Annotated in this window: 23 protein-coding genes; 11 read left to right on the top strand and 12 right to left on the bottom strand. The window is 70.3% G+C overall.

The window, feature by feature from the left end; genetic code table 11:
* Positions 1-51 precede the first annotated feature (51 nt).
* Positions 52-966 carry a LysR family transcriptional regulator gene (locus tag OV208_RS38705; protein WP_267578991.1) on the top strand — a complete coding sequence of 305 codons (915 nt, stop codon included), beginning with the start codon at positions 52-54 and terminating at the stop codon, positions 964-966.
* A gap of 3 nt (positions 967-969) precedes the next feature.
* On the opposite strand, the gene OV208_RS38700 is transcribed toward OV208_RS38705, so the two are convergent.
* Entirely contained in the window at positions 970-1,848 is an 879-nt protein-coding gene (locus tag OV208_RS38700; protein ID WP_267578990.1) for a sigma-70 family RNA polymerase sigma factor, read from the bottom strand.
* The gene (locus OV208_RS38695) at positions 1,835-2,296 is read right to left on the bottom strand and encodes a carboxymuconolactone decarboxylase family protein (protein ID WP_267578989.1); all 462 of its coding nucleotides are present in this window, start codon (positions 2,294-2,296) and stop codon (positions 1,835-1,837) included. Before OV208_RS38695 ends, OV208_RS38700 begins: the two co-directional genes overlap by 14 nt.
* 117 nt (positions 2,297-2,413) lie before the next feature.
* Between OV208_RS38695 and OV208_RS38690 the strand changes: the two genes are divergently transcribed.
* Positions 2,414-3,025, top strand: coding sequence for a pyridoxamine 5'-phosphate oxidase family protein (locus OV208_RS38690; RefSeq protein ID WP_267578988.1), 612 nt, complete (start codon positions 2,414-2,416; stop codon positions 3,023-3,025).
* 3 nt (positions 3,026-3,028) lie between these two features.
* Here OV208_RS38690 and OV208_RS38685 read toward each other — a convergent pair whose 3' ends face one another.
* Genes OV208_RS38685 through OV208_RS38675 form a run of 3 tightly spaced genes read right to left on the bottom strand, consistent with a single transcriptional unit; the run spans position 3,029 to position 6,782 of the window.
* Positions 3,029-4,069 carry an ABC transporter ATP-binding protein gene (locus OV208_RS38685; protein ID WP_267578987.1) on the bottom strand — a complete coding sequence of 347 codons (1,041 nt, stop codon included), beginning with the start codon at positions 4,067-4,069 and terminating at the stop codon, positions 3,029-3,031.
* A complete protein-coding gene (locus OV208_RS38680) occupies positions 4,069-5,739 on the bottom strand; it encodes an ABC transporter permease (protein ID WP_267578986.1) in 1,671 nt (556 codons plus the stop codon). The genes OV208_RS38685 and OV208_RS38680 overlap by 1 nt, the downstream gene beginning before the upstream one ends.
* Positions 5,736-6,782, bottom strand: coding sequence for an ABC transporter substrate-binding protein (locus OV208_RS38675; protein ID WP_267578985.1), 1,047 nt, complete (start codon positions 6,780-6,782; stop codon positions 5,736-5,738). The genes OV208_RS38680 and OV208_RS38675 overlap by 4 nt, the downstream gene beginning before the upstream one ends.
* 183 nt (positions 6,783-6,965) lie before the next feature.
* On the opposite strand from OV208_RS38675, the gene OV208_RS38670 reads away from it, so the two are divergent.
* Together OV208_RS38670 and OV208_RS38665 are read left to right on the top strand one after the other, a co-directional pair.
* On the top strand, positions 6,966-7,961 hold the full coding sequence (locus OV208_RS38670) for an aldo/keto reductase (protein WP_267578984.1): 996 nt from the start codon (positions 6,966-6,968) through the stop codon (positions 7,959-7,961).
* 84 nt (positions 7,962-8,045) lie between these two features.
* On the top strand, positions 8,046-9,413 hold the full coding sequence (locus tag OV208_RS38665; protein WP_267578983.1) for a glycoside hydrolase family 16 protein: 1,368 nt from the start codon (positions 8,046-8,048) through the stop codon (positions 9,411-9,413).
* A gap of 59 nt (positions 9,414-9,472) precedes the next feature.
* Here the strand turns inward: OV208_RS38665 and OV208_RS38660 are convergent, their stop codons facing one another.
* Positions 9,473-10,684 (bottom strand): polysaccharide deacetylase family protein, encoded by a 1,212-nt coding sequence (locus OV208_RS38660; protein WP_267578982.1) that lies wholly within the window; start codon positions 10,682-10,684, stop codon positions 9,473-9,475.
* Positions 10,685-10,797: 113 nt separating this feature from the next.
* Here OV208_RS38660 and OV208_RS38655 point away from each other — a divergent pair, with 113 nt between their 5' ends.
* The 4 genes from OV208_RS38655 to OV208_RS38640 all read left to right on the top strand — a co-directional run bounded on the left by OV208_RS38655 (position 10,798) and on the right by OV208_RS38640 (position 14,374).
* Positions 10,798-11,667, top strand: coding sequence for an ABC transporter substrate-binding protein (locus tag OV208_RS38655; protein ID WP_267578981.1), 870 nt, complete (start codon positions 10,798-10,800; stop codon positions 11,665-11,667).
* Positions 11,664-12,458, top strand: coding sequence for an ABC transporter ATP-binding protein (locus OV208_RS38650; protein ID WP_267578980.1), 795 nt, complete (start codon positions 11,664-11,666; stop codon positions 12,456-12,458). Before OV208_RS38655 ends, OV208_RS38650 begins: the two co-directional genes overlap by 4 nt.
* On the top strand, positions 12,455-13,390 hold the full coding sequence (locus OV208_RS38645) for a FecCD family ABC transporter permease (RefSeq protein WP_267578979.1): 936 nt from the start codon (positions 12,455-12,457) through the stop codon (positions 13,388-13,390). Before OV208_RS38650 ends, OV208_RS38645 begins: the two co-directional genes overlap by 4 nt.
* A gap of 138 nt (positions 13,391-13,528) precedes the next feature.
* Positions 13,529-14,374, top strand: a complete 846-nt coding sequence (locus OV208_RS38640; RefSeq protein ID WP_267578978.1) for a tetratricopeptide repeat protein — start codon at positions 13,529-13,531, stop codon at positions 14,372-14,374.
* Positions 14,375-14,404: 30 nt separating this feature from the next.
* On the opposite strand, the gene OV208_RS38635 is transcribed toward OV208_RS38640, so the two are convergent.
* The 3 genes from OV208_RS38635 to OV208_RS38625 all read right to left on the bottom strand — a co-directional run bounded on the left by OV208_RS38635 (position 14,405) and on the right by OV208_RS38625 (position 19,556).
* Positions 14,405-14,623 (bottom strand): DUF3185 family protein, encoded by a 219-nt coding sequence (locus tag OV208_RS38635; protein WP_193348558.1) that lies wholly within the window; start codon positions 14,621-14,623, stop codon positions 14,405-14,407.
* A 54-nt stretch (positions 14,624-14,677) separates the two neighbouring features.
* Positions 14,678-18,028, bottom strand: a complete 3,351-nt coding sequence (gene rnr, locus OV208_RS38630; RefSeq protein ID WP_267578977.1) for a ribonuclease R — start codon at positions 18,026-18,028, stop codon at positions 14,678-14,680.
* A gap of 127 nt (positions 18,029-18,155) precedes the next feature.
* Positions 18,156-19,556, bottom strand: a complete 1,401-nt coding sequence (locus OV208_RS38625) for a protease inhibitor I42 family protein (RefSeq protein ID WP_267578976.1) — start codon at positions 19,554-19,556, stop codon at positions 18,156-18,158.
* Positions 19,557-19,751: 195 nt separating this feature from the next.
* On the opposite strand from OV208_RS38625, the gene glp reads away from it, so the two are divergent.
* From glp to OV208_RS38610, 3 genes are all read left to right on the top strand, one after another.
* Entirely contained in the window at positions 19,752-20,975 is a 1,224-nt protein-coding gene (gene glp / locus OV208_RS38620; protein ID WP_267578975.1) for a gephyrin-like molybdotransferase Glp, read from the top strand.
* A gap of 124 nt (positions 20,976-21,099) precedes the next feature.
* On the top strand, positions 21,100-21,774 hold the full coding sequence (gene ribA, locus OV208_RS38615; RefSeq protein ID WP_267578974.1) for a GTP cyclohydrolase II: 675 nt from the start codon (positions 21,100-21,102) through the stop codon (positions 21,772-21,774).
* Between the two features lie 34 nt (positions 21,775-21,808).
* Positions 21,809-22,615: an MBL fold metallo-hydrolase gene (locus OV208_RS38610; RefSeq protein ID WP_120544120.1), complete on the top strand. Its 807-nt coding sequence runs from the start codon at positions 21,809-21,811 to the stop codon at positions 22,613-22,615.
* Here OV208_RS38610 and lipB read toward each other — a convergent pair.
* The 3 genes from lipB to OV208_RS38595 all read right to left on the bottom strand — a co-directional run bounded on the left by lipB (position 22,605) and on the right by OV208_RS38595 (position 26,872).
* A complete protein-coding gene (lipB, locus tag OV208_RS38605) occupies positions 22,605-23,699 on the bottom strand; it encodes a lipoyl(octanoyl) transferase LipB (protein ID WP_267578973.1) in 1,095 nt (364 codons plus the stop codon). The two genes, OV208_RS38610 and lipB, sit on opposite strands and share 11 nt — an antisense overlap.
* Positions 23,696-25,510 (bottom strand): ClpX C4-type zinc finger protein, encoded by a 1,815-nt coding sequence (locus OV208_RS38600; protein WP_267578972.1) that lies wholly within the window; start codon positions 25,508-25,510, stop codon positions 23,696-23,698. Before OV208_RS38600 ends, lipB begins: the two co-directional genes overlap by 4 nt.
* Positions 25,511-25,606: 96 nt before the next feature.
* Positions 25,607-26,872, bottom strand: coding sequence for a dihydrolipoamide acetyltransferase family protein (locus OV208_RS38595; protein WP_267578971.1), 1,266 nt, complete (start codon positions 26,870-26,872; stop codon positions 25,607-25,609).
* Positions 26,873-26,898 lie beyond the last annotated feature (26 nt).

Genomic DNA, 26,898 nt, shown 5'->3' with positions numbered 1-26,898 from the left:
GGCGACAAGACTTCCATTCACTGTCGCCCTCAGGGCGACAATGGACGAGACATGAGCGATTCCCTCAACGGTGTGTCCGTCTTCGTGGAGGCGGTGGAGGCCGGTGGCTTCTCCGCAGCCGCCGCGAAGCTCCACCTCTCGCGCTCCGCCGTGGGCAAGACGGTGGCCCGGATGGAGGAACGGCTGGGCGTACGCCTCTTCCACCGCACGACGCGCTCCCAGAGCCTGACCCACGACGGGCAGGTCTTCTACGAACGATGTCTGCGGGCGCTGGAGGAGCTGCGCGCGGGTGAAGCCCTCCTGGAGTCCGGCAAGCAGGAGGCCGCGGGCAGACTGCGGGTCAGCGTGCCCGTGCTGTATGGCCGTCGCTGCGTGGCCCCCATCCTCATGAAGCTGGCGCGCGCGCATCCGAAGCTCGAAGTAGACATGTCCTTCAGCGACCGCACCGTGGACCTGCTGGAGGACGGCTTCGACCTCGCCATCCGCAACGGCGGCAGCAACGGAGTCGGACCGGGCGGCGATGGGCTCACCGTCCGCCGTGTGGGCCACCAGCGCATGAGCGTCTTCGCGTCCCCCGGCTACCTGCGCAAGCGCGGCACGCCTCGCACCTGGGAGGCCTTCGCGAAGCACGACACGCTCGCCTATGTCCGTTTGGGGCAGTTGCGGACCTGGCTCTTTCCGCAGGAGGACGGCTCCAACGTGGAGCTCATCCCCCGGTCGCGCCTGCGGTTCGATGACCTGGAAGCCATCGCCGACGCGGCGGTCGCGGGACTGGGGCTGGCGTGGCTGCCGTGCTGGTTGGCGGAGGACCGCGTGCGAGCCAAGGACCTGGTGCGAGTGCTGACGGACAGCCCCGGCCTGCGCTTCGATGTCTACGCCCTCTGGCCCAACACGCCGCACCTGCCCATGCGCGTGCGTGTCGCCATCGACGCGCTGGCCGCGGGACTGCCCGGCTCCGTCAAGTAGCCGCTACGAAACGTCCTCGCCCACCACCCGACGGATGGCCTGCAGCTTGTCGGGGTTGCGCGTGACGTAGATGGCGACGATGCGCCCCTCCTCGATGGCGAAGGCCGTGGTCTGCAAGAGGCCATCCGCTTCAATCGTGACGAACGCCGGCAACCCGTCGATGGCCCCCTCGTACACGAGCTTGGACAAGGCCAGTCCCGACCGCTGGAACAGCCCATCGAAGAGGCGCACCGTCTTCTCCGCGCCTTGGATGGGATTGAGGGCGGCCTTCGTCCTACCCCCACCGTCGGAGTACGTGACGACATCCCGCGCGAGCAGGGCCTGGAGCGCGTTCACGTCCCCACTCCGGGAGGCGGTGAAGAACGCCGACGCCAGCTCGCGGCCCTGCCCTTCGGACACGGGGAAGCGGGGCCGGGCCTCGCGCACGTGGCTTCGTGCCCGGCTGGCGAGCTGACGGCAGGCGGCGGGATCGCGGTCGATGGCCTTCGCCACTTCGTCGAAGTCCATGCCGAACACGTCGTGGAGGAGGAACGCGGCCCGCTCCAGCGGGGACAATCGCTCCAGGGCCATCATCAGGGTCAGCGTCAAGTCGTCGCCCTCCACGGTTTCGACGATGGGCTCTGGCAGCCAGGTCCCCACGTACTGCTCGCGCTGGACGCGGGCGGACTTCAGCACGTCGAGGCACAGACGCGTCACCGTGCGGACGAGCACGGCTTCGGCGTCCCGCACGGCGGCGCGGTCCGTCTGGTGCCAGCGCAGATACGCCTCCTGCACCACGTCCTCCGCCTCCGCGACGATGCCCAGCATCCGGTACGCGATGCGGAGCAGGCGGGGGCGGAGCGGGTCGAAGACCTCCGCGGGGTTCGCGTCAGGCGGCTTCACTGCGCGCGGTCACCGGATGGATGGACTGGAAGCCGATGGAGATCCGGTTCCAGGTGTTGATCACCCCGATCATCAGGGTCAGTTTCACGCTCTCCTCCTCGCTGAAGTGCGCCCGCATCGCAGTGTAGTCCGCCTCCGGCGCGTGCGTCTGGGAGACGAGCGTCAGGGCCTCCGTCCAGGCCAGGGCCGCCCGCTCGCGGTCGCTGTACAGGGGCGACTCGCGCCAGGCGTTCAGCAGGAAGATGCGCTCATCGGTCTCCCCATGCGCGCGGGCGTCGCGGGTGTGCATGTGGATGCAGAAGGCGCAGCCGTTGATCTGCGAAGCGCGAATCTTCACCAACTCCATCAGGTTTGCTTCCAGCCCGCTGCCCTGGACCTTCCCGGAGAAGTCGAGCATCTCCTTCATGAGCGCGGGGGCGGCGGCGAACGGGTTCATCCTGGCCTTCATGTGCGGCTCCATTTCCGGACAGGTAAAGTGCCTGTCCACCCCCAGGACGAATCACGAGGGATGGCTGTGACATGGCCATTCCGAAGGTGATTTTTCCCCCTCAGGAGGCGCACCCGGATGAAGACCGTGACGGATGTCGAGGCGCTCGAACGGCTGTACGGGTTCCCCACGAAGCCCTCGGTCGTCAAGGTGGTGGACCACATTCATCCGGCTTATCGGCCCTTCATCGAAACCTCACCGTTCGCGGTGCTCGCCACCGCCGGGCCGGAGGGGCTGGATGTGTCGCCCCGGGGTGACCCGGCGGGCTTCATCGTCATCGAGGACGCGCACACGCTGCTGCTGCCCGATCGCCGCGGCAACAACCGCGCCGACTCGCTGCGGAACATCCTGACCGACCCCCGGGTCGCGCTGATCTTCCTGGTCCCCGGCGTCAACGAGACCCTGCGCGTCAACGGCCGGGCGAGCATCGTCATCGAACCGGCGATGCTGGAGCGGTTCACCTTCGAGGGGAAGCGGCCGCGCTCGGTGCTCCAGATCACCGTGGAGTCGGTCTTCTTCCAGTGCAGCCGGTCGTTGATCCGCTCCGAATTGTGGAACCCGGCAAGGCACGTCCCCCGCTCCGAGCTTCCAAGCAACGGGGCGATGCTCGCCGCCATCAGCCAGGACCCCTTCGACGGAGACGAATACGACCGGGAGCTGCCGGCCCGGCTGAAGACCACGCTGTACTGAGCCTCAAGCGACGCCGTCGAACACCGTGGCCTTGCGCAGGCGCACGTTCAACGTCTGCCCGGCCCGCACGCCCTCCAGCGCCGGCCCGATGACGCGCAGGAACGCATCGCCCACGGGGAAGCGGTATTCCGCCGCGTGGCCCAGGAACAGGCGGGCGGAGAGCACCAGCGGCGTCCCCGACGCCCCCAGCTCCAGATCCTCCGGGCGCACCACCAGCGTCCCCGGCCCCGAGCGTCCGTGCAGCTCCGTCGGCAGCTCGAACGCGGTCTGCGTCCCCGCGCAGTGGAACGTGCCTGTCCGCGACTCGCCCCGAAGCACGTTCGCGCCCCCGACGAAGCCCGCGACGAACGGGGTCGCCGGCTCCCGGTAGAGCCGCTCCGGAGTGTCCACCTGTTCGATGACGCCCCGGTTCATCACGGCGATGCGGTCCGACAGCGCGAGCGCCTCACCCTGATCATGCGTGACGAACACCAGCGTCGTGCCCAGTCGGGCGCGCAGCGCGGCGATCTCCGCGCGCAATTCCTCGCGCAGAGCCGCGTCCAGGTTCGACAGCGGCTCGTCCAGCAGCAACACCCGGGGGTCCGCCACCAGCGCCCGCGCGAGCGCCACGCGTTGCAGCTGTCCACCCGAAAGTTCGTGCGGCATCCGGGCCGCGAAGGCCTCCAATCGGACCCACCGCAGGGCCTCGCGCACGCGTGAAGCCACCTCGTGCCGGGGCACCTTCCGGAGCACCAGCGGATAGGCGACGTTCGCCTCCACGCTGCGATGCGGCCAGACGGCATAGCTCTGGAACACCATGCCCAGACCGCGCCGCTCTGGAGGCACGCGCACGCCTGGGCCGGCCACCACGTCATCGCCAAGACGGATGGTGCCCGAGTCCGGGTGCTCCAGCCCGGCGAGCATCCGCAGCGTCGTCGTCTTCCCGCAGCCGGAAGGCCCCAACAGGGACACCAGCTCGCCCTGCCCCACCTCCAGGCTCAGACCCCGCACGACGGGCGTGCCGCCATATGCCTTGACCAGTCCCTCCAGGACGATGGCCGCCATCACCGCACCTCCGGCACGCGTCGCCGCGCCCACGCCAGCACCGCCTGGCCCGCCACCACCAGCGCCACGAACGCGCACGCGAGCACCGCGGCGGAGGCGGGATCCGCGTAGCTCTGCAACTCGAACAACAGCGTCCCCAGCACTTCGGAGCCCGCGGGCACCAGCAGCACCGACATGGTGATCTCCGTCGCGCACGCGAGGAACGCCAGCACGAACGCCACCGTGAGCGCCGGGCGCAGCAGGGGCAACGTCGCGTCCACGAACGCCCGCGTCGGCCCGGCGCCACCCACCCGGGCCGCCTCCGCCAGCGAAGGGTCCACCTGTGCCAGGGCCTCGGAGCTGTTGCGCTCGCCCAGGGCCAGGTACTTGCCCACGTAGGCCACCAGCAGCAGCCACGGCGTGTGCGCGAGCGCCAGCACGAAGGCCACCCGCTCCAGCACCACCAGCCGCCAGTCCCGGGAGAACGCCACCAGCAACGCGAGCGCCAGCACCGTGCCCGGCACCGCGAAGGGCCACACCGCCATCGCCTCCACGCCCACGCCGCCGCGCCGGAACGTCCGCCGCAGCAGCGCCCCCGCGAGCCCCAGCCCCACCACCAGCACGCCCGCCACCACCGCGAGCACCACGCTGCGCCCCGTGGCCCGCAGCGTGCGCGCGTCCCACAACACCCCGGACCAGTGCGACAGCGTCAGCGCGTCCCACGTCAGCGCCGCGCCGAAGCTGCGTTGCAGCGAGGTCAGCAGGATGGCCGCCAGCGGCAACACCACCAGCACGGCCCCCACCGCGCCCACACCCACGAGCGCCCACCGACGCCACGCCCCCAGCGCGAGCACACGCGGCGACACGCCCTTGCCCGCGCTCAACCGCACCCGCCCCGTCCGCCCCAGCACCCACGTAAGCCCCAGCGCCAGCGGCGTCAGCAACAACAGGAACGACGCGAGCACCGAAGCGCGAGGCAGCCCCTCCTCGCTCCCCAACAGCACCAGCTCATAGATGCGCGTGGTGAGCACGCGAGTAGGAGGCGATGCCGAAACCCCCAGCAGGTACGGCACGCCGAACGAAGACGCGGCCATGAGGAACACCATCACCGCGCCCGACAGCAGCGACGGCAGCACCAGCGGCAACGTGGTGCTCACGAGCGCGCGCAGCGGAGAGGCACCACACACCCGGGCCGCTTCCTCCAGCGCCGGATCCACCCGTCGCAACGCCGCCGCCCCCGCGAGCAGCACCAGCGGCAGACCCGACAATCCCTCCACGAACGCGATGCCCCCTGGCCCGTAGAGGTTGAACACGTCCGCGCCCAACATCCGGTTCAGGTACCCGGCCCGAGGGCTCGCGAGCGACAACCACCCCATGCCCCAGATGAACGCGGGGATGGCCGAAGGCAGCGTGAACAGCACCGTGAACGCGCCCCGCATCGGAAGGTCCGTGCGGAAGAGCAGGAACGCCAGCGGCGCACCCAATCCCAAGGCCCACGCCGTCGCGCCCAGCGACACGACCAGCGTGTTCCCCAGCGCCCCCGACTCCGTCGCGAGCACCTGCCCCATCCCACCCGTCGCCGCGCCCACGCCCCGCAGCAGCAGCGCCGCGACCGGCAGCACCGCGAAGAGCAGCAGCGGCACCAGCCACGCACTCAGCGCCAGCCACCGCCCCCAGCCACGTCCCGTCATCGCGCGAACGCCCGACTGAAGGCTTCCTTGATGTCACCGCCGGTCAGCAAGCCCTGCTCCAGCACCTCCGGGGACCACGCCTGCGCACGGCCCAGCAGGCCCTCCACGCCGGGCTCGCCACGAGGGCCGCCCAGACGAGGATCCACCGCGTGCATGTCCCCCTTCTCCACGATGATGCGCTGACCTTCCGGCGACAGCAGCACGTCCACCAGCGCTTTCGCCGCCACCGCGTTGCGCGTCGTCGCGAACAGGCCCACCGGTCCGGGGATGACGACCGCACCATCCTCGGGCCAGACAATCTCGATGGGGCTGCCCTTCGCCTTCGCCGCCAGCGCGTTCTCCAGGAGCAGCACGCCCGCGTCCACCTCGCCACTCTCCACCTTCTGGAGCACGGCCGCGTTGCCCCCCGCCACCACCGCGCCCTTCTCCCGCAGGCCCGCGAAGTACGCGTCCCCGCGCCGAGCGTGCATGAACACCGCCCAGGTGAACGCAGTGCCCGACGTGAGCGGATCCCCGATGGCGACCTTCCCCTGCCAGCTTCCATCCACCAGCGCCGCGAACGACTTCGGCGCCACGCCCGCCCCCACCCGGTGCACCAGCACCATCGTGGACAGACGCACCGCCGCGTACCGCGCATCCAGGTCCATCAGCGTGCGCGGAATGCGCAGGGCGTTCACGGAAGCGTAGCGGAGGAACGCGCCGTCCCGGGCCAGCCGCTCGTAGAGGAACGGATCCGACGTCATCAGCACGTCCGCGCGCACCGCGCCCGCGGCCCGCTCCGCTTCCAGGCGGCTCGCCACCTTCTCGCTGCCGGCCTGGTACCAGTGCACCTGCACGCCGGGCAGCCGCTCCTTCAACAACGGCTCCATCGCATCCAGCACGTGCCGGTACATCGACGTGTAGACCCACACCTCACCGGAGGGCGTCGCGGCCTGCGACACGGCGGCTCCGCCCGACGGCGCGGCGGATTCGATGCGGCACGCGCACAGGAGGACGAGCGCGAGGGCGAAGCCGAAGCCCCGGAACGGGAGGGAGATGCGCATGCGGCTGTCGATTATGCGGCACACGCCCTCCATTCACATCCACGCATCTCCCCTTCCGAATGTTGGCGACCGGTGGCTCGCGCACATTCAGCGCGGGCGCCCGTTGTGCGCCGTCACGGGCGGACCCAACGTCCGCGTCCCGGTCGCCACCCGCATCACCCGGTGGCCGGAAGGACGCCCGCCATGACCCGGAAGGAATTCCTCGCCGCGACGCTGTCGTTGATGGTCGCCCCCAACGCGCTCGGTGCCCCGCCGTCCAAGTCGAAGGCGAAGGCCCCCGGAGTGCCCCGCCGCAAGCTGGGCCGCACCGGCCAGGAGGTCTCGTGCGTGGGGCTCGGGGGCTTCCACATCGGCAAGCAGAAGGACGAGGCGGAGAGCATCGCCCTCATCCGGGGTGCGCTCGACCAGGGCATCAACTTCCTGGACAACTGCTGGGACTACAACGAAGGCAAGAGCGAGGAGCGCATGGGCAAGGCGCTGCGCGACGGCTACCGCGCCAAGGCCTTCCTGATGACGAAGGTCGACGGCCGCGACAAGAAGACCGCCGCGAAGCAGATCGACGAATCGCTCCAGCGCCTCCAGACGGACCACCTGGACCTGCTCCAGCTCCACGAGGTCATCCGCGAAAGCGACCCCGACAAGGCCTTCGCCGAAGGCGGTGCGATGGAGGCGCTCAAGGAGGCCCAGAAGGCCGGCAAGGCGCGCTTCCTGGGCTTCACCGGCCACAAGTCCCCGGACATCCACCTGAAGATGCTGGAGACCGCGAAGGCACACGGCTTCCGCTTCGACACCGTGCAGATGCCGCTCAACGTGATGGACGCCCACTTCAACAGCTTCGAGCAGCGCGTGCTCCCCGTGCTCGTGAAGGACGGCATCGGCGTGCTCGCGATGAAGTGCATGGGCGACCCCTTCATCCTCGACAGCAAGACCGTCACCGCGCCGGAGTGCCTGCGCTACAACCTGTCCCTGCCCGTCAGCGTCGTCATCACCGGCATCGACTCCAAGGACCGCCTGGACCAGGCCCTCACCGCCGCGCGAGGCTTCAAGCCTCTCACCGAGAAGGAAGTCCAGGCCCTCCTCGCCAGGACGAAGGGCGCCGCCCAGGACGGCGCCTACGAGAAGTACAAGACGAGCCACCACTTCGACGGCACCGTCCAGAACCCCCAGTGGCTCGGCTGACACCGCGCCCCGACACATCCATGTCTTCCTGGCAAGGCGCGTCAAAACAGGTAATCATGAATGCTCCCCCTACCCGGAGCATCCATGAAGCGCCCCACTCGTGCTGGCCTTGTCGCAGCGGGAATCCTCGCGTCCCTTTCCGGCTGTTCTCCCGAACCGGAGGCCCCTTCGCAGGCCCCTGTCGAGGCCGAGGACATCGGCCAGACGCAGCAGGGCGAGCGCTCCTATGACCCGGGCGGGGGCTGGAATCTGTCCTGGCAGGACGACTTCACCGGCACGTCGCTGAACACGGGCGCGTGGACGGTGCTGACGAGCAACTGGGATCCCGTCACGAACAACTGCAACTTCGGCACGGGTGAATTGGAGTACCCGCGCGCGCAGAACGTGACGGTGGGCAACGGCAAGCTGGTCATCGCGGCGGAGCGCACGGCGGACAACCCCACCGACTCGCGCTGCGGTGGGCAATTCCGTTCGTTCTACTCCGGCCGCCTGCACACCAAGGGCAAGGTGGAGGGGCGCTACGGGAAGATCGTCGCGAGCATCAAGATTCCGCCGGGCTACGGCATGTGGCCGGCGTTCTGGACGCTGGGCTCCAACATCCAGAGCGCGGGCTGGCCGGGCGCGGGGGAGATCGACATCCTGGAGTGGCACTCCAACGAGCCCACGTGGATGAAGTCCGCGCTGCATTGGTACAACGGCGGGCAGGCGGACTGGGGCACGGGCGCGAGCCGCGGCGTGGACCTGTCACAGGACTTCCACACGTATGAGGTGGAGTGGAACGCGAACAGCATCGTATTCCGGCTGGACAAGGACTTCGTGTCCACGGCGACCTTCGGCCACAACGAGACGGAGTTCCAGCAGCCGCACTACCTCATCCTGAACCTCGCGATGGGCGGCAACTGGTACGGCCACCCGTCGCCGAACTCCATCGACCTGCCGTGGGGCGCGCGCAAGACGATGGAGGTCGAGTGGGTGCGCTGGTACCAGCCGGGCGGCTCGCAGTCGCTGGGCCTCACCAACGCGGGCTTCGAGCAGGGCCTGACGGGCTGGACCACCTGGAGCCCGAACGGCACCGGGGGCGCCGCCATTTCGGAGACGTACAACGGCGGGCACTCGGGCAGCTACCACCTGACGCACTGGACGGCGGGCGCTCCCTACGAGGCCTGGACGTACCAGACGAAGTCCGGCCTGGCCGCGGGCACGTACAAGCTGCGCGCGTGGGTCCGCAAGGGCGGCGCGTTCAACTTCGCGCGCTTCCAGGTGAAGACCTGCGGCACGTGCGCGGCCGCCGTCAACAACCTGGGCACCTACGGGGGCTACACGCTGGTGGAGACGCCCGCCGTCTCCGTGCCGGCCAACGGCTACCTGGAGTTCGGCCTGCACAGCAGCACGCCCACCAACAACGGCTCCAGCTTCATCCACATGGATGACGTGGAGCTGGTCCGCCTGTAATCGCATCCTCCGCCGCGCGCGCCGGTGTCTTCCCGCCGACGCGCGCGGTGTCGCATCGCTCAGTACGGAACGAGCACGAAGTCGTCCACGTACACCGTGCCCTGATCCGACCCCGAGTCGTCCATCAGGTAGAAGTCGTTCACCGTGCCAGACGTGGCGCCCAGCGTGCTCAGCGGGATGGAGACCTTCTCCCAGGTCCCGGCCGCGATCGGGTGCCCCAGCACCGTCGCCAGGTTGATGCTGCCCAGCGGCGTGGCGTTGTCGTACAGCGCAAGCCGCAGCTGCTGCCCCCCGGACGTGCCGCCGTGCACCCACAGGTCGATGGACTGGTACAGCGACAGGTCCAACCCGGTGTGGTGGAACATCAGCGCCTCCCAGTAGTCCGGCTCGAAGCTCAGGGACGTGGGGCCCGAGTGCACGGTGACGGCCTCGTCCAGCGAGTGCGTCCCCCAGCTCCAGTCCTGGAACCCACTGCCCATCGCGTCGTCGTAGATGACCGTGCCCACGGAGGGCGGGGCTTCGGTGAGGCCGTCGGTCAGCGCCAGACCCTCCGCCACGGTGACGGTGCGGATGCCGGTGGACTTCACGTAGTTGAGGAGGGTGGTGAAGTTCGTCGACTTGTACTGCGTCTCGCGCGTGGGCGTGCCGGTGGTGAATTCGTGGAAGAGGATGATGAGCCAGCTCTTCTCCGCGATGGCCTGGTTGATCCACCCCTTCACCGTCGCCACCGTGACCGCGCTCGACACGTCGTTGGCGCGCAGCTCGTAGATGACCGTGTCGCGGTAGTTGCGGCCCGCGTTGATGGTGCGGTGGCTTTCGTACTCCGCCTTCAGCGACGTCATCACCGTCGCGTTGTACGCGCCGTAGGGTGATGCGAAGTCCTTGCCGCACATCGCGCCGACATTCGCGGCCAGGTACGCGCGCGAGTCGTGCAGCTCCGACGTGAGCTGCGCGGGCGTCAGCGACGTGAGGTCCGCGTGCGTGCGCGTGTGGCTGGCGATCTCATTGTTCTCCGCGTAGAGCGTCTGCACCTGCGCGAGGCTCATGTAGCCACTCCAGCCCTGCGCCACCGCGTCGGTGACCAGGTAGTACGTGGCACGGATGCCACGAGACTTGAGCGCGGGCCGCGCCACCGAATACTGCGTGCTCCAGCCGTCATCCAACGTGATGGAGACCATGCCTTCCGTGAACGGAGAGGCGGCAAGGGTGGGCGTGGCGCAAAGGAACACCGCGGCGCAAAGCGCGCGGGACAACGGATTCAGGAAGGTCATGTCTGGGCAATCCCCGGGTGAGGGTGTCCAAGGATATGCGCGCGGCGCGGGAAACCCAGGCACCGCTTACCGGCACCCAGGGCCGAGCCCCGTGTTAGAAGTCCACCCGCCCCATGAGTCCCTTCCGCCTCCCCTCCCTGCTCGTCGTCGTGCTCGCACTCGCGGCCGGTTGCCAGAAGTCGGCACCTCCGGCAGGGGAGACAAAGGCGCGGCGGATCGTCTCGCTGTCACCATCCGTCACGGAGACGCTGTTCGCCCTGGGCGCGGGTCCGGAGGTGGTGGGCGTGTCCGACTACACGGTGCTGCCCGAGGGCACGCCCGCCCTGCCGAAGGTGGGCACCACGTTCGCGCCGAACTACGAGGCCATCGCGAGGCTCAAGCCCACGCTGCTCGTGGATCAGCAGGTGAAGCAGGCGCCCTCGGAGGCCCTGTCCGCGCTCGCGCCGCTGAAGGTGCTGCCCTGGCTGTCGCTCTCCGAGGTGGTGGGGAGCGTGAAGGAGCTGGGCAGGTTGAGCGGACGCGAGGCCCAGGCGACGGCGCTGGCGGAGCGGCTGCAAAGCACGCTGTCGCGTCCCGCACCAAAGGGCGCGCCCCGGGTGCTGCTAGTGCTGGGCGACGCGGCGGGCACGCTGTCGGAGGTCTGGTACATGAAGCGCGGTTCGCTGCACGGCGCGGCGCTGGAGGCCGCGGGCGCGCGCAACGCTGTCGCCGACGACAGGGCCGGGCCGCCGAACCTGTCGCTGGAGGGGCTCATCGCGTTGGATCCGGACGCGGTGCTGGTGCTCGTCACGACTCCGAGGATGGACGCCGGACAGCAGGCATTGGTCCTGGCCCCATGGAAGAAGCTCACCGGGCTGCGCGCGGCGCGGGAGGACCGGGTGCGGCTGGTCATCGGTCCCGACGTGCAGTCCACCGGACCGGCCATCCTGGATGTCGTGGAGCGGCTGCGGGCCGCCCTGGGCACCCTGCCCTCCGCGCGATGACGGCCGGGCTGACGCTGGACTCGGTGACGGTGCGGGCGCGTGGGCGGACGCTGCTGGACGGCGTGTCGCTGCACGTGGCGCCCGGTGAGTTCGTGGCCATCGTCGGGCCCAACGGCGCGGGGAAGACGACGCTCCTTCGCGTGGCGCTGGGACTGGTGCGTCCGGACTCGGGACATGCGCGCGTGGAGGGACACGACGTGGCGGGGCTTGCTCCCAGGGAGCGTGCGGCGCGGCTCGCGTGGCTGCCTCAACGGCTGGAGACGGCGGAACCCATCACCGCGCTGGAGCAGGTGGTCGCGGCGCGCTACCGCTTCCCTGAATCCCGCCGCGCCTCCGAGACAGCGGCGCAGCGGGCGCTCGCGGAGGTGGGGGCGCAGGACTTCGCTTCGCGTCCGGTGACGGAGCTGTCCGGTGGCGAGCGGCAGCGCGTGGCGATGGCGGGGCTGCTCGCGCAGGAGACGCCGTGGGTGTTGCTGGACGAGCCCGCCAACTTCCTGGACCCCGCGCAGCAGATGGAGCTGTACACGCGCATGGGCCAGCTCTGGCGCACGGGCCGTGGGCTGCTCTGCGTCACCCATGACGTCAACGTGCTCACGCACGTGCGGGTCCCCGGGACACGCTCACCCCGGGTGGTGGGCCTGGCGCAGGGGCGCGTGGCGTTCGACGCGGACTACGACGCGCCGGACCTGGGAGAACATCTGGGCGCGCTGTTCGGGGTGCGGATGCACAGCACGTCCGTGGACGGCCACCGCGTCTTCGTGGGCCTGCCTCAGCACGGGGGCGCGCGATGAGGCTCTGGATCCTCCTGGCACTGTGCGCGGTCGCCTGCGCGGTGGCGCCGTTCATCGGCCCGGGGGTTTCCGCCGACTCGGCGGACTTCATCTACTGGCAGCTCCGCGTGCCCCGCACCCTGATGGCGATGCTCGTGGGCGGCACGCTGTCGCTCGTCGGCGCGGTGTACCAGTCGCTCTTCGCGAACCCGCTGGCCGCGCCCAGCACCGTGGGCACCACCGCGGGAGCCACGCTGGGCGCGCTCGTCGCCATCGTCCTGGGGGCCCGGCTGGCGCCCGGGGGACTTCCGTTCATCACCGCAGCGGCCTTCGTGGGGGCGCTCGGCGTCAGCTTCGTGGTGGCCGCCATCGCCGCGGGCCGCCGCGTGCGCATGAACGACGTGGTCCTCGCGGGCATCGCCTGCTCCATGGCGGCGGGGGCACTCGCCACCGGATTGCAGTTCACCGCCGACTCCGCCGAACTGATGGCCGCCACGCGCTGGTCCCTGGGCCACCTGCCCCAGGTCGGTTACTCGGGCGTGCTGATGCTGTCGCCGTTCGCGCTCGTCACCGTCGTGGGCCTGCTTGCCCTCACCCGGGCCCTGGAGGTGTTCATCGCCGGCGAGGAGCACGCCGAATCCCAGGGCGTCCCCGTCCGCCGCGTGCGCACGGTGGCCATCGGCCTGGGCGCGCTGGGCGTGGCCGCCTGTGTCGCCTGGTGTGGCCCCATCGCCTTCGTGGAGCTCATCGTCCCGCACGTCGTGCGACGGACCCTGGGGGTGAGCCGGCGCGTCCTCCTGCCGGGCTCCGTGGTGGTAGGGGCCGCGTTCCTCGCATTGTGCGATGCGTCAGCCCGCCTCATCCTGCCGGGACGTGAATTGCCAGTAGGGGTGGTCACGGCCGCACTGGGCACGCCCCTGCTCGTCTACCTGGTGGCGCGCGGTCGCTCCTGAGGGCCCCGGCGCACCGGCCGCCTGGAGGGGGGACACGGGCCTTCAGGACGAGCGGTTCACGAGGCGAGTTCGGCTATATTCCGCGCCATGTGGGGCCCCGAGAGGCGTGCCCCTGGACCTTCACGAAAGGCTTTGGCCATGAAGCAGTTGGGACGCGTGGGATTGATGCTCGGGGTGCTGGCCCTGGGCGGGACCTTGGGCTGTGGCGATGAGAAGGCGGAGAAGGCCAAGGAGTTCCGGGTCAAGGGCACCAACTTCCTCGCCGACAAGAACTACGCGGAGTCGACCAAGGCGTACGAGGAGTCGCTGAAGCTCGACCCGACCCAGGAGAAGGTCTGGGAGAGGAAGGCCTTCGCGCACCTGCAGCTGGGTCAGACGGATGACGCCGCGCAGGCCGCGCTGAAGTTGCTCGACTTCGCGAAGACGCCCGACGAGAAGGCGGCCATCTACCGCAACATCGCGGCGATGTACGCGAAGAACGGCCCGATGGAGAAGGCCGTGGAGTACTTCCAGGAAGCGCTGAAGATCAACCCGAAGGACACCGACTCCCTGGGCTGGATCGCGGAGATGCACTCGCAGCGCGGTGGCGCCCGCAGCGGGAGCGCCCCGGCCGTGCCGGAGGAGTTGGAGAAGGCGCTGAAGGTCTATGACCAGGTCATCGCCATCAACCCGGACTCCGCCAACTCGTACCTCAACAAGCGCGTCGTGATGGCGAAGTACATGGAGCACGCGAATGCCATGCGCACCGCCGCCGAGCAGGAGGCCATCGAGGCCGCCATGCCGCCCAAGCCGGAGAAGGGCAAGAAGGCCGTCGTGGATCCGGACGCGGCCGAACGCGTCGCCGCCGCCAAGGCGAGCGCCGCGGCCCACCAGGCGCGCATCGATCAGCTCAAGGCCGAGTACGACGAGATGACCAAGCAGTTCGGCGAGGCCACCAAGCGCGCCAAGGCCGCGCAGGCCGCGCAGGCCACCAACAAGCCGTAGCCCGCGCGGAAGTACCGGAAGGGGTGGGGCCTAACGTCGGCCCCGCCCTCCTCCGAAGAGGGCCAGCAGCACCCCGCCCACGAGCGCCGCGCCGCCGCCCGCGACGTAGAGCGTCGTCTGCTCGGTGTTGCGCCCGGTGAGCAATTCGCTGGCGCGCTCGGTGAGCGAGTCCTTCGCCTTGAGCCCGGTGAACAGCAACACCCCGCCCGCCACGGCGAGCATCAACCCCACGATTCGCACTGCGCCCACACAGCCTCCTTGGATGGAATGACGGCGCGGCCGGGGCAGCCCCGGCGCATCGCTTCAGCGCTTGCGCTTGCCGGGAGCGCCGCGTCCCGCCTTCGTGCCCGCGCCCTTCGCGCTCTTCTTCCCGCCGGTCTTCTTCTCCGCCGGGGACTTCTTCGACGGCTTCGCGCGCGCTTCGGTGGCCGGCTTGCGGCCCTTCTTCGCGGTGCTCGCGCGGCCCGGCGCGGGCTTCTCGGACAGGAGCCCCCGCTGCGCTGCCAGTGCGCGGATCCGATCGAAGCCCGGGTGCGGCGATGCTGCCGGCGCGTCTTCACCGAAGCGGTCGGCGTCGAAGGCCGGCCCCGGCGGCGTGAACTCCTCACGCGGCGCGTTCTCCTCCGGGACCTCTTCGGATACGGACGGTGCGTCGCTCGCGTCAGGCGTCGGGCGCACTGATTCGGCGGGGCGGAACACGCGGCGCTTGCCCTTGGTCGGGGTGGCCGGCTCCGCCTTCGGCGCAGGCGCTTCGGGCGCGGCTTCTTCGGTCCGGGTGCGCAGGAAGCGAGAGCCCGCCTTGGCCGGTGCGGCCTCCTCGCGGCGCCCTTCCCGGCTGAACCGACCGCGCGGGCGTGGCTTGGACGAAGCCTCGGGGACGACTTCGTCGGACGACGGAGCGGTCGTGAAGTCCTCGTAGCCGGTGAGGAACGCGGCCTCTTCGGAGGCGATATCTTCATCCGTGGGGGGCTCCCACGTCCGGACACCGATAGGCGCCTTCCCCGCGTCCGACTTCTCCCACGGCTTGCGGCCCGCTGGAGCATCCGTCGAGGACGCCTTCTCCCAGGGCTTGCGCACCAGCAGCGAGTCGGCCGGGGCAGCCTTCTCCCAGGGCTTGCGACCCACGGGCGCTTCAGCCGACGCGGACTTCTCCCACGGCTTGCGGCCCGCCTTGACCGCCTCGCGCTCATCACGGCCCGGACGACCGGCCTTGCCTCCGTAGCGCGAGGGCGCTTCGCTCACGGACTCACGGCGGCGCGACGGCAGCCGTGCACCCTCGGTCCGTGCCAGCGGCGACTCTCCTTCGAACTGGAGCGCCTCGAAGTCGATCTTCCGCGACACCGTGCTCGCGGACAGCAGCCGCACGCGCAGCTTCTGTCCCACGCGCACGCGCCGCCCGTTCGGATACACGAGCGAGTGCACGCGCTTGTCCAGCTTGGACCCCGGCCCCAGCGTCTCCGCCTTCACCAGGCCCTCGACGTGCTCCGTGTCCAGCTCCACGAAGAAGCCGAACTCGGCGATGCCCGCTACCGTCGCGTCGAACTCCTCGCCCACGCGATCCTTCATCAGGAGCGCCGCGTAGAACGACACCACTTCGCGCTCCACCGTCATGGCCGCGCGCTCGCGCTCCGAGCACTGCTGGGCCATGCCCTCCAGCCGCTCCTCCTCGCGCTCCAGTTGCGCTTCCGACGGCCGCTTGCCCTTGCGCGCCCACACCGCCTTGAGGATGCGGTGCACCAGCAGGTCCGGATACCGCCGGATGGGCGACGTGAAGTGCAGGTAGTTCTCCGCCGCGAGCCCGTAGTGCCCCACGCGCGTCGCGGTGTAGATGGCCTGCATCATCGAGCGCAGCAGCAGCTGGTTGAGCGCCCGCTGCTCCGGGTGGCCGTGCAGCTGCGTGATGAACCCGTCCAGCTCCTTCGACGACACGCCGTCGTCCACGTCCAGGTGGAAGCCGTACGCCTCCGCCAGCGTGGCGAACGCGGCCAGCTTCTCCGGATCCGGCTCACCGTGGAACCGGTACACCGAGGGCAGGCTCTCGTCCTGGAAGTATGTGGCCACCGCCTCGTTGGCGGCGAGCATGCACTCCTCGATGAGCCGGTGGCTGTCCTTGCGCTCGCGCTTCTCCATGCGAACGGGCAGGCCATCCTCGCCGAGCACCACCTTGTGCTCGGGCACGTCGAAGTCGATGGCGCCTCGTGCCTTGCGCATGCCCATCAGCGCGCGCGCCAGCGCCATCAGCTCCTGGAACTGCGGCTTGAAGGCGTTGCGGTGCGGCACGTCCGTCCCGTCCAGGACGTCCTGCACCTCGTTGTACGTGCAGCGCGCCACGCTGCGCATCACCGCCGGGTACAGCTCCGACGAGCGCCGCGTGCCCTGACGGTCGAACGTCATGTCCGCCACCATGCACAGCCGGTCTTCATCCGGACGCAGCGAGCAGATGCCGTTGCTCAGCCGCTCCGGCAACATGGGCAGCACACGATCCGGCAGGTACACCGACGTGGCGCGGTTGAGCGCCTCCACGTCCAGCGCGCTGCGGTCCTTCACGTAGTGCGACACGTCCGCGATGGCCACCACCAGGCGCCAGCCATCCTCCAGCGGCTCCGCGTAGACCGCGTCGTCGAAGTCGCGCGCGTCCTCACCGTCGATGGTGATCAGCGGCAGGGAGCGCAGATCGCGCCGGTTCTCCGCCGTGGCCTCGGCTTCGGTGACGCGAACGGCGAACGCATCCGCCTCGTCCATCACCTCCGGAGGGAACTCGTCGGAGAAGCCCTGCGAGAAGGCCGACCCCAGCACCTCCGCGCTCGGCTCGCCCGGCCGGCCCAGTGAACCGGCCACCTCTCCGAACAGCCCTTGCCCCGGCTCCAGGAGATCCGCGCCCACGCCCAGGCGCACCTTCACCAGGTCGCCATCGCGCGCCATCTGCGTCGCGGGCACGCGGATGGGTCCCGGCAGGCTCGTGTCGTTGGGCGTCACCAGCGAGTGCCGGCCCTGCTCCACGTAGGTGCCCACCGCCATCTCGCGCCGACGGTTGACGACCCGCAACAGGCGGCCCTCGAAGCGGCCCGGCCGGCCCGCCACCTCCACGAGGACCCTGTCGTTGTCGAGCGCCCGCTGCGCCTCGCCCGGCGGCAAGAAGATGTTCTCGCCCTCGCCCGACACCGGGTGCACGAAGCCGAAGCCGTTCTGGTGCACGTGGAGGATGCCCTCCACCGTGGGCTGATCCGATTCCTCGAAGCGGTCGTCCCGGTCGCGGCCACCGCGCTGGAGCCGACGGCGGAAGTCCTCCGCCCCCCGCGAGAAGCCACTGGGTCCCTGGGGGACGGCACTGGGAGCGGCGACGCGGAAGGCGCCCCGGCCCTCCTCGCGCCCACTGCCCGGCGCGGGACCGCGCTTGCGCGTGGGAGGTGCCTCGGGCGGCGGACGGCGAGATTCGCCCTCGTCCTTCGGGGCACGCGCCCCTTGAGGGCCCTCCAGGCGGAAGCGCTTGCCATCCTTGAGGATGACGCCCGCGCGGACCAGTTCCCGCAGGGCACGCTTGAGTTCGGTCTGCTGGCCGGGATGAAGCCCCCCGAGGCGCAGGAGTTCCTTCACGCCCAACGGGTGGTCGGCCTCGGCGAGGAGCTGTCGGATGTGTTCTTGGGAAAGGCTCACGGGAGGGGTGCGGCGAGGCCGCTCAGGGAACGGGTAAGCCCGAAGGGTGCGGGCGGGAACCCCCCGGGCCCCATTCGCCCTCCCCGGGAGACCTTGCGGTCCAGGGAGGGCCCGTGCGGCCAGCCCCTCAGGGTCTGACCGTGACGTTGATCTTGAAGGAGCGCTCCACCACGCCCGGCGTGAACGCCTTGGCGAGGAAGAACTCCATCTCGAAGCTGCCGGGGTTGCGCGGCGTGAAGAAGAATTCGCGGGTGGCGGGGCTGCCGTTGGGCCCCTGCTCGAAGTTGGCCTCGCGCAGACCCACGCGCTTGGCCAGCGTCGGTTCAATGGCCCAGAACGCGCCGGGCTGCTCCTGCAGGCGCACCGTGAGGCCATGGTTGAGCTTCACGTCCACGGACGTGGGCACCTCGCCCTCGATGTGCACGAGCTCCATCTCGTCGCGCGACACCGAGCGCGCCTCGGACGGACGCGGCTCCACGTTCTCCGCCGTGATGCGACCGCCCCAGCCAGAGGACTTGTCCACCACGCCGGTCACCTGGAGCGTCTGCCCCACGTGCTTGCGCAGGCTCTTGACGGCCGCCTTGCCTTCGATGGCGAAGGACACCTGCTGGCGCGTGCCCCCGTTGGACACGACGAGCACGAAGTCGTCGCCCATCATCTCCAGGTTGCCCCGGATGCTGGCGAAGCCCTTGATGCCCGCGCCCATGCCGGCGGCGACGGCCATGGAGACCTCGCCGGGCGACAGGTAGCGCAGCTTCGGCTCGGAGTCCGACGGCGACGGCGTGGGCTCTTCCACCTCGGGCTTCTTGGCGGAGTACTTGCGCACCTCCACCACGCCGCTGTGGTTGGTCGTCTTGCGGATCATCCCGCTCACGGAGACCTTGTGGTCCACGTAGGCCGGGAGGACTTCCTGATCCGGTCCCTGGAGCAGGAACGTCAGCTCGCGCTTGTCGCGGCCTACCACCACCAGGTGGGGCAGCTCGCCGCTGAGGATGAGCCGGCCCTTGAGGCTGCCCTCCCCCATCACGCCGCGGCCCTCGCCGGCGGTCAGCAACTGCTCCATCTCGCGCTTCGTGAGCGGCTCGCCCACCGGAGGGAGCTTCGTCGCGCGCGGACGCGGCTTCTCCACGGGGGGGCCAGAGGGAACGGACGGCTGGGCCTTGGACCCGGCCTTGCCCGTCGCCTTCTTCCCGGCCGCGGCAGGCGCGGCCTTCGCGGCAGGAGGGGCCGCGGACTTGGCGGATTTGGCGGCGGCGGGAGCTGGAGCAGCCGCCTTGGCCGCTGCCTTCCCCTTGGCCGCCGCGGGCGCCTTCTCAGGCTTCTCCGCTGCCGCCTTCTTCACCGCCGCGACCTTCCCCTTCGCCCCTTCGGCCACTGCCTTGACGACCTTCGTCGCGGCCGTCGCCACCTTCTTCGAGGCATTCCGGATCAAATCCAGCCGGGACGCGTTGTCCTTCTTCGCGGCAGGCTTCGCACCGGTTTTTGCAGCGGGAGTCGGCTTCTTCGCCCCGGACTTGGGCTTGGCCATCGACGCTGTCTCCTTGAAAATTCCCGTGTGCTATCAACGGGTTGGCGGGACGCCCCTGCTGTTGGACGCGAGCCTCGCGATCACGGTTGCTTGTAACGGTGATCAGTTGGGCTGTCAAACTAACACTTGATTTTCCCTCGGACTTTGGTTGCGAAAACGTCCTTGGAAGGCCCTCGTGCAGTTATAGATCAAGGCATGAGTGACGTCCCCGCTTTGCTGCCGGTGGAGGAGGCCCGCGCGCGGATCCTCGAGCGCTGCGCGACCCTTCCCACCGAGTGGGTTCCCAGTGATGACGCCCTGGGCCGGGCCCTGGCCGAGGACGTCCTGGCCCGCCGCACCCTGCCCCCCTGGGACAACTCCGCGATGGACGGCTACGCGGTGCGCTCAGCGGATCTTTCCAGCCCGATGCCCGTGCGGCTCGCCGTCGGGGAGACAGTGTTCGCGGGGAAACTGCCCACGCGGGCCGTCACGCCCGGCACCTGCGCGCGGATCATGACCGGAGCCCCGCTGCCCCAGGGCGCGGACGCGGTGGTGATGCGCGAGCGCACCCGCTCCGCGACGCCCGACAGCGTGGAGATCCTGGAGGCCGTGGGGCCGGGCAACTTCATCCGCCCCCGGGGCGAGGACGCGCGCGAGGGCGACGTGCTGCTCAAGCGCGGCACCCCGCTGGGCATCCCGGAGCTGGGGCTGCTGTGGGCCCAGGGGATGACCTCCGTGCCCGTTCCCCGCCGGCCTCGCGTGGCGGTGCTGTCCACCGGCGACGAGCTGTGCCGGGCGGATGAACCGCCCGAAGGCCGCATCGTGGACACCAACGCCCCGGCGCTGGCCCTGGCGGTGAGGCGCGCGGGGGGCCTGCCCACGCTGCTGGGCATCGCGAAGGACACGCGGGAGGCCGTCCAGGAGGCCCTGGCGCGCACGGACGGCTTCGACGTGGTCCTCACCAGCGCGGGCGTGTCCGTGGGCGACCACGACTTCGTGAAGGACGCCCTGGAGGCCCTTGGCGTCGAGCAGCACTTCTGGCGCGTCGCCATCAAGCCCGGCAAGCCGCTGGTGGTAGGCCAGCGGGGCCCGACGCTCTTCTTCGGACTGCCCGGCAACCCGACCTCGTCGCTGGTCACCTTCGAGCTCTTCGTCCGCCCCGCCCTGCGCCGGCTCCTGGGCCTGGAGGACGTGGAGCCCCTCCGGGTGGCCGGGCGCCTGGACGGCCGCCTGTCCAAATCCCCGGGCCTGGCCCACTTCGTCCGCGTCACGGTGAGCTGGCGGGCAGGCGAGCTGTGGGCGAAGCCCCTGGGGACGCAAACGTCGGGTGTCCTGCGTTCAGCGTCCGCAGCCACCCACCTGCTGCACTTCCCCCGGGAGATCAGCAGCCTGCCTGATGGATCCCATGTCGAGCTGCTCCCCCTGTCGTGGGTGGCCTGAGAAACACGGGAACCGGGAACCACGTCTATACGCGTGAGGGTGCCACCCCACCCATGGGGGTGCCACCTTGACTTGCATCCGGGGGAGCGAGAAGAAACGCTCCTCCACTGGGAGAAGACCCACTATGTCCGACACTCGCCCACCCCAGGTCCTGCCGACCCGAAAGCCGACCCAGCATCTGGAGCGGTATTCGGAAGCGGATGTGCCCACGGCCCGTGGCGTGCTGAAGACCATCGTGTTCCGCGACAAGCGCAACGGGCGGGAGCACGTGGCGTTGGTGGTGGGGGAGCCGGCGGGCCTGGACGGCGTCCCGGTGCGCATCCACTCCGAGTGCCTGACGAGCGAAGTCTTCGGCAGCCTCAAGTGCGACTGCCGCGAGCAGTTGGACCGGGCGTTGGACTTCGTCACCCAGAATGGCCTGGGCGTGGTGCTGTACCTGCGCCAGGAGGGCCGGGGAATCGGCCTGGGCAACAAAATCAAGGCCTATGCCCTCCAGTCCAAGGGGCTGGACACCTACGAGGCCAACCGGCAGCTCGGCTTCGCGGACGATTTGCGCTCCTATGACGTGGCGGCGGAGATGCTGCGCTCGCTGGGGGTGCAGTCGGTGGACCTGATCACCAACAATCCGCTGAAGATCGCAGGGCTGGTGGAAGAAGGAGTGGCGGTCCGACGCCGAATCCCTTCCCGGACCGAGCACAATCCGCATAACGTCGACTATTTGAAGACGAAGCGTGAGCGTACGGGGCACCTGATTGAGCTCTTCGCGGAGGACGACGACACCGAAGCCAAGGCCGGCTAAGCGCCCGGCCCGGCGGAGCACCGCGCGCTTCGAGGTGCGGTTCTGGGGGGTGCGCGGATCCATCCCCTCGCCCGGCCCGCAGACGAAGCGCTACGGCGGCAACACGCCGTGCGTGGAGGTCCGCTGTGGCGATGAGCTGCTCATCTTCGACCTGGGCTCGGGAGCACGCGGCCTGGGGGATGCGCTGGCGGCGACGCGCAAGCCCATCAAGGCCAACATCTTCATCTCGCACTACCACTACGACCACCTGCAGGGCCTGCCGTTCTTCGCGCCGATGTTCTCGCCCGCGAACGACGTGACGCTCCACGGGTCGCCGCGCGATGGGAAGTCGCTGAAGCAGATATTGGCCGGGCAGATGGTGCACCCCTACTTCCCGGTGACGGCGGAGGACGTGTTCCGCACGCGCCTGGAGTACCGGGACGTCATCGTGGGCAAGGACATCCCGGTGGGGAAGGCCACGGTGCGCACGCTGGAGCTGAACCACCCCGGCGGCAACGTGGGCTACCGCGTGGACTTCGGCGGGCGCTCGCTGGTGTACGCCACGGACGTGGAGCACGGCACCGCGCTGGACGCGGGCCTGTTCGACTTCGCTCGCGGCGCGGACGCGCTCATCTACGACTCCATGTACACGGAGGATGAGTACCGGGGCCGCACGGGCTGGGGTCACTCCACCTGGGAGGCCGCGGTGAAAGCGGCCGACGCCAGCGACGTGAAGCAGCTGGTGCTCTTCCACCATGATCCGGGTCGCGACGACGCGGCCATGGACAAGCTGGTGCGGCAGGTGCGCAAGCAGCGCCCGGAGGCCATCGCCGCGAAGGAAGCGATGGTGCTCAAGCTGTAGTCGGACGCTGCGCTTCCAGGGCCCGCGCCACCGTCTCGCGCAGGCCCCGGAAGGGCAGCCGTTGCAGAGCAGTGGGCACGTCCACCCACTCGAAGGCCTCATGCTCCGGGCCCAGGCGCACCTGGGCGTCCGGCGTGACGTGCACCGCGAAGCCGTTCTCCTCCACGAGCTTCGGAGGCAGCGCGTCTCCCAGCGCGAACGCGTGGCGGTAGCGCAGGTCCTCGGGCTCGACGGAGAGGCCCGTCTCCTCCACCAGCTCGCGGCGGGCCGCGTCCAGGGGGGATTCTCCGGGCTCCAGCCGGCCCGTCACGGTCTGCCAGAAGCCTCCGCGCTCCGGCGTCCGCTTCAGGAGCAGCACGCGCGCCTCCGGGCCCTGGCCCTTCACCACCGCGACGCTCACCGTGCGCAGGGCCACCGTGCCGTCCACGCGCCGGGCGTCGAACACCTGGCTGAACTCGCGGGCGAGCGCCTCCTCCACTTCCGGCACGGAGACGGTACGGCCCAGCTCGCGCTGCATGGACGTGACGCCCGCTTCGCGGATGCCGCACGGGACGATGAGCTGGAAGTGCTCCAGCCGGGTGTTCACGTTGAGCGCGAAGCCGTGCGTGGTGAGCCACTTCGACAGGTGCACGCCAATGGCGCCAATCTTCCGCGCGTCCGGCGAACCCTCCTGGCCCAGCCACACACCAGGCCACTTGGGGATGGGCCCCGCGGTGAGGCCGAAGCCCGCGAGCGTCTGGATGAGGCCCCGCTCCACGTCGCGCACGTAGCGCCGCACGTCCTGGCGCTCGGGCGGGAGCAGGAGGATGGGGTAGCCCACCACCTGTCCCGGCCCGTGGTAGGTGACGTCGCCGCCCCGGTTGGTGTCGAACACCTCCACGCCCTCTTGCGCGAGGCGCGCGTCGGTGGCGGTGATGTTCTCGCGCTTCGCCGCGCGGCCCAGCGTCAGGACGGGCGGGTGCTCCAGCAGCAGCAGCGTGTCCCCGACGAGCCCCTGCATGCGGGCCTCGCCGAACAGGTGCATCAGCTTCAGCCCGTCCTCGTACTCCACCCGACCCAGGCGGAAGACGGTGAGCGTGCTCATGGCGCTCCCTTCCGGCCCCCCCGGCCGGAGTGCGGCGGGGGGGTGGACGGCGCGGGCGTCTGCGCGGCTTCCAGGCTCCAGGCGCCCGCGTAGACGCGCGACAGCAGGGCGCGCAGCTCATGGCCCGCGCGGGGCGAGCGGACCGCCTCGGCCGCGAAGGCGCCCAGCACCTCCTCCGACAGGGACACCGCCGGGCGGCGCAGGGCCAGCGAGCGCCGGGCCACCTCCACCAACTCCGGCACCGTTGGACGGCGCACCGGCAACAGCACCTGCACGCGCTCGAGCAGCGACACCGGGACGGCGCCCTGCACCGCCTCGGAGAGGCCCGCGGTGGTGGGCACGGGCAGGCTGCCACCCTCCCCTCGCACCCACAGGCCCAGCGACGACACCGCGCCTCGCGCGCTCATCACCACCGCGCGCTCCGGGTGGCTCGCGATGAAGGCGCCCAGCGCGGCCTGGGCCCCGGCCTCCAGCCGGTCCACGTCCTCCACCAGCAGCACGTCCGCGCCGGGGGCGGACTCCAGCGCCTCCACCGACGTGAGCACGCCCTGGCCCCGTCGCTGCACCGCCTGGAAGAAGAGGCTCTTGCCGCAGCCCTCCGGCCCCACGAGCAGCATGCAGCGCGCGCCCGCCTGGAGCGTGCGCTCCAGCAGGGTCCGCACGTCGTCGTGGCCCAGCATCTCCACGCCTTCGGCGGACACCTCTTCCACCGGCTTGCGCACGCGCGGCGGAGCGGCGACGTCGCCCAGGAGTCCCTGCGACTCACCCAGGCAGCCCTTGCAGATGAACGCGCCCGCGGGGCCCGCCACCAGGTCGCCGACTTCTCCGCGAGGCCGGCAGCAGAACGAGCACCACGCATCCAGCGCCGGATCCGCGCGGGTGGGCCCCCGTTCGATGAGGCGCTTCTCGCGCCGGCGTCCGTGCGCGGGCCTCGCGGGCTCCGAGGCCTCGTCCTCGTCCGGCGGGCGCAGGAGGCCACCGGGGACGATGACGTCATCGTCTTCGGGAGCGCTCAGCAGGCCTCCGGGTTGGATGGGGCCATCGTGCTCGGCCGCTCCTTGGGGACCCGAAGACTGGGCGGAGTCGACATGCTCGGAGCGGCGGAGCGCCTCCGCGAGCTGGGCGGACGCAGCGCCTTCGGAGGAGCGTGCAGGGCCTCCGGTGGCGGTGTCCGCATCGGTCCTGGACGTGCGCGACGGGGCTTCAAGAATGACCGCCGCGATCCGTTCGGCGAGCGGCGGAAGCCCAGCTGACCCGCTGGACACAGCCTGCGCGGAGGGATGCGGCAGGCCCTCGGACTCGGGGTCCACCTGCTCCCCGGCACCGACGGCTCCGTGGCCTCCGGACGGCCGCTGCGGGCTTGCGGCTTCAATGGCCCCGTGACGTCCAGCCAGGGGCGGCAGGCCCCCGGCGCCGACAGCCGCATGGCGCCCGGAGGACCGCTGCGCTCCAGCCTCGCCCGTTGCCTCGCGCTCGGACGAACCCGGCGGGCCCCCAGCCTCCAGGGGGGCTCCGGCGTCGGCCTTGTCGTTGAACGCGGCGGACGCGGCGTCGCTCCAGGTCATCGAGGACAGGGAGCGGAACACCATGGCGTCCTTCCCGCCCGCCATCGCCGCGAAGGCGGGGCTCACGTCCGGAGACCGGGTCTTCAACTGGCGCGCCTGCCGGAGCAACTGCGAGGCGCGCGAGGTGTGTCCGGACTTCTGGTAGAGCGCCGCGGCCTGCTCCAGGCAGTCCGCCGCGCGCGTCATGTCTCCCTGAAGCTCAGCGGCCTGGGCGGCGCGGATCAACTCACGGGGATTGTCGGCCATCGCGGATGCCCGCCTTGGAATACATGTCCGGAAGTCCCCCCGCGCCCACCGCCCCCCGGAGTCAGGGCGGCCGGGCGAGCACCGCGGCGCACGTCCTCACGCCATCGCGAGGAACAGCAGGTCCGGTGCCTCCAGATACTTGATGACCTCGTAGACGAAGCTCGCCGCCACGTCACCGTCGATGACGCGGTGATCGCAGGACAGCGACAGGTTCATCATGTCCCGGATGACCACCTGATCGTTCTTCACCGCCGGGCGCTTCTTCAGCTTGTGAACGCCCATGATGCCCACCTCGGGGTGGTTGAGGATGGGCGTGGCGAACAGCCCACCGCTCTGCCCCAGCGAGGTGATGGTGAAGGTGCCGCCCGTCAGCTCCTCCATCTTCAGCTTGCGGTCGCGCGCCGCGGCGCTCAGGCGGGAAATTTCCTTCGCCAACTCGCCCAGGGTCAGCTGATCCGCGTTGCGCACCACCGCCACCGTGAGGCCGTCCGGCGTGGCCACCGCGATGCCGATGTTGTACTCGCCGCGCACCACCAGCTCCTGCGACGCCTCGTCGAAGTTCGCGTTGAGGTGCGGGAACTTCTTCATCGCCGCGAGGGTCGCCTTCACGATGAACGGCAGGTAGGTGAGCTTCGTGCCGTCACCGGCCGCCGCCAACTGGCTGTTGAGCCGCGCGCGCAGGGCCACCAGGTCCGTGGCGTCCACCTCCTCCACGAACGCGAAGTGCGGCATCGTGAACTTCGAGCGCACCATCTTCTCCGCGATCTTCTTGCGCAGCCCGCGCAGCGCGATGCGCTCGTCGCCCCGCCCCGTCGAAAGCGGCGCCGCCGGACGCGCGGCCTGCGGAGCGGGCGCCGTCACCTCGTTCTTCTTCGACGCGCCGCCACCTTCCAGCGCCGCCACCACGTCCGCCTTCGTCACCCGACCCTGCGGACCGCTGCCGGAGATCTCCGCCAGGTCCAGGCCGTGCTCACGCGCCATGCGGCGGGTGACAGGCGTGGCCAACACCTTGGAGGCCTGGGCCTGGGACGCCGCCTGGGCCTGCGCGGGCGCCGAAGCCGCGGGCGCGCTCACGGCCGCCGGAGCGCCATGGGCCGGGGCGTCCGCCACGGGGGCACCGCCTTCGGTCTCCAGCGTCACCAGCGGCTGGTGCACCTTGGCCATGTCGCCTTCACGACCGTGCGTCTTCACGACGCGGCCCGAGCGCGGGCTGGGCACCGTCACGGTGGCCTTGTCGGTCATCACCTCGGCGAGCACCTGGTCTTCCTTCACCAGGTCGCCCTCCTTGACGTGCCACTTCACAAGCTCGCCCTCCATCACGCCTTCGCCGAGGTCCGGGAGCTTGAATTCGAAAGTCGCCATGAGGGGGTGTGTCTCTCTGTGTTGGG

Source organism: Corallococcus sp. bb12-1, from assembly GCF_026626765.1.
GTDB lineage: Bacteria > Myxococcota > Myxococcia > Myxococcales > Myxococcaceae > Corallococcus > Corallococcus terminator.
This window is presented reverse-complemented; position numbering and strand designations above follow the sequence as displayed.

Coding starts and splice junctions, on each gene's coding strand:
- OV208_RS38705 (WP_267578991.1), top strand. CDS start 52: ATGAGCGATTCCCTCAACGGTGTGTCCGTCTTCGTGGAGGCGGTGGAG.
- OV208_RS38695 (WP_267578989.1), bottom strand. CDS start 2,296: ATGAAGGCCAGGATGAACCCGTTCGCCGCCGCCCCCGCGCTCATGAAG.
- OV208_RS38690 (WP_267578988.1), top strand. CDS start 2,414: ATGAAGACCGTGACGGATGTCGAGGCGCTCGAACGGCTGTACGGGTTC.
- OV208_RS38685 (WP_267578987.1), bottom strand. CDS start 4,069: ATGGCGGCCATCGTCCTGGAGGGACTGGTCAAGGCATATGGCGGCACG.
- OV208_RS38680 (WP_267578986.1), bottom strand. CDS start 5,739: ATGACGGGACGTGGCTGGGGGCGGTGGCTGGCGCTGAGTGCGTGGCTG.
- OV208_RS38675 (WP_267578985.1), bottom strand. CDS start 6,782: ATGCGCATCTCCCTCCCGTTCCGGGGCTTCGGCTTCGCCCTCGCGCTC.
- OV208_RS38670 (WP_267578984.1), top strand. CDS start 6,966: ATGACCCGGAAGGAATTCCTCGCCGCGACGCTGTCGTTGATGGTCGCC.
- OV208_RS38665 (WP_267578983.1), top strand. CDS start 8,046: ATGAAGCGCCCCACTCGTGCTGGCCTTGTCGCAGCGGGAATCCTCGCG.
- OV208_RS38660 (WP_267578982.1), bottom strand. CDS start 10,684: ATGACCTTCCTGAATCCGTTGTCCCGCGCGCTTTGCGCCGCGGTGTTC.
- OV208_RS38655 (WP_267578981.1), top strand. CDS start 10,798: ATGAGTCCCTTCCGCCTCCCCTCCCTGCTCGTCGTCGTGCTCGCACTC.
- OV208_RS38650 (WP_267578980.1), top strand. CDS start 11,664: ATGACGGCCGGGCTGACGCTGGACTCGGTGACGGTGCGGGCGCGTGGG.
- OV208_RS38645 (WP_267578979.1), top strand. CDS start 12,455: ATGAGGCTCTGGATCCTCCTGGCACTGTGCGCGGTCGCCTGCGCGGTG.
- OV208_RS38640 (WP_267578978.1), top strand. CDS start 13,529: ATGAAGCAGTTGGGACGCGTGGGATTGATGCTCGGGGTGCTGGCCCTG.
- OV208_RS38625 (WP_267578976.1), bottom strand. CDS start 19,556: ATGGCCAAGCCCAAGTCCGGGGCGAAGAAGCCGACTCCCGCTGCAAAA.
- glp (WP_267578975.1), top strand. CDS start 19,752: ATGAGTGACGTCCCCGCTTTGCTGCCGGTGGAGGAGGCCCGCGCGCGG.
- ribA (WP_267578974.1), top strand. CDS start 21,100: ATGTCCGACACTCGCCCACCCCAGGTCCTGCCGACCCGAAAGCCGACC.
- lipB (WP_267578973.1), bottom strand. CDS start 23,699: ATGAGCACGCTCACCGTCTTCCGCCTGGGTCGGGTGGAGTACGAGGAC.
- OV208_RS38600 (WP_267578972.1), bottom strand. CDS start 25,510: ATGGCCGACAATCCCCGTGAGTTGATCCGCGCCGCCCAGGCCGCTGAG.
- OV208_RS38595 (WP_267578971.1), bottom strand. CDS start 26,872: ATGGCGACTTTCGAATTCAAGCTCCCGGACCTCGGCGAAGGCGTGATG.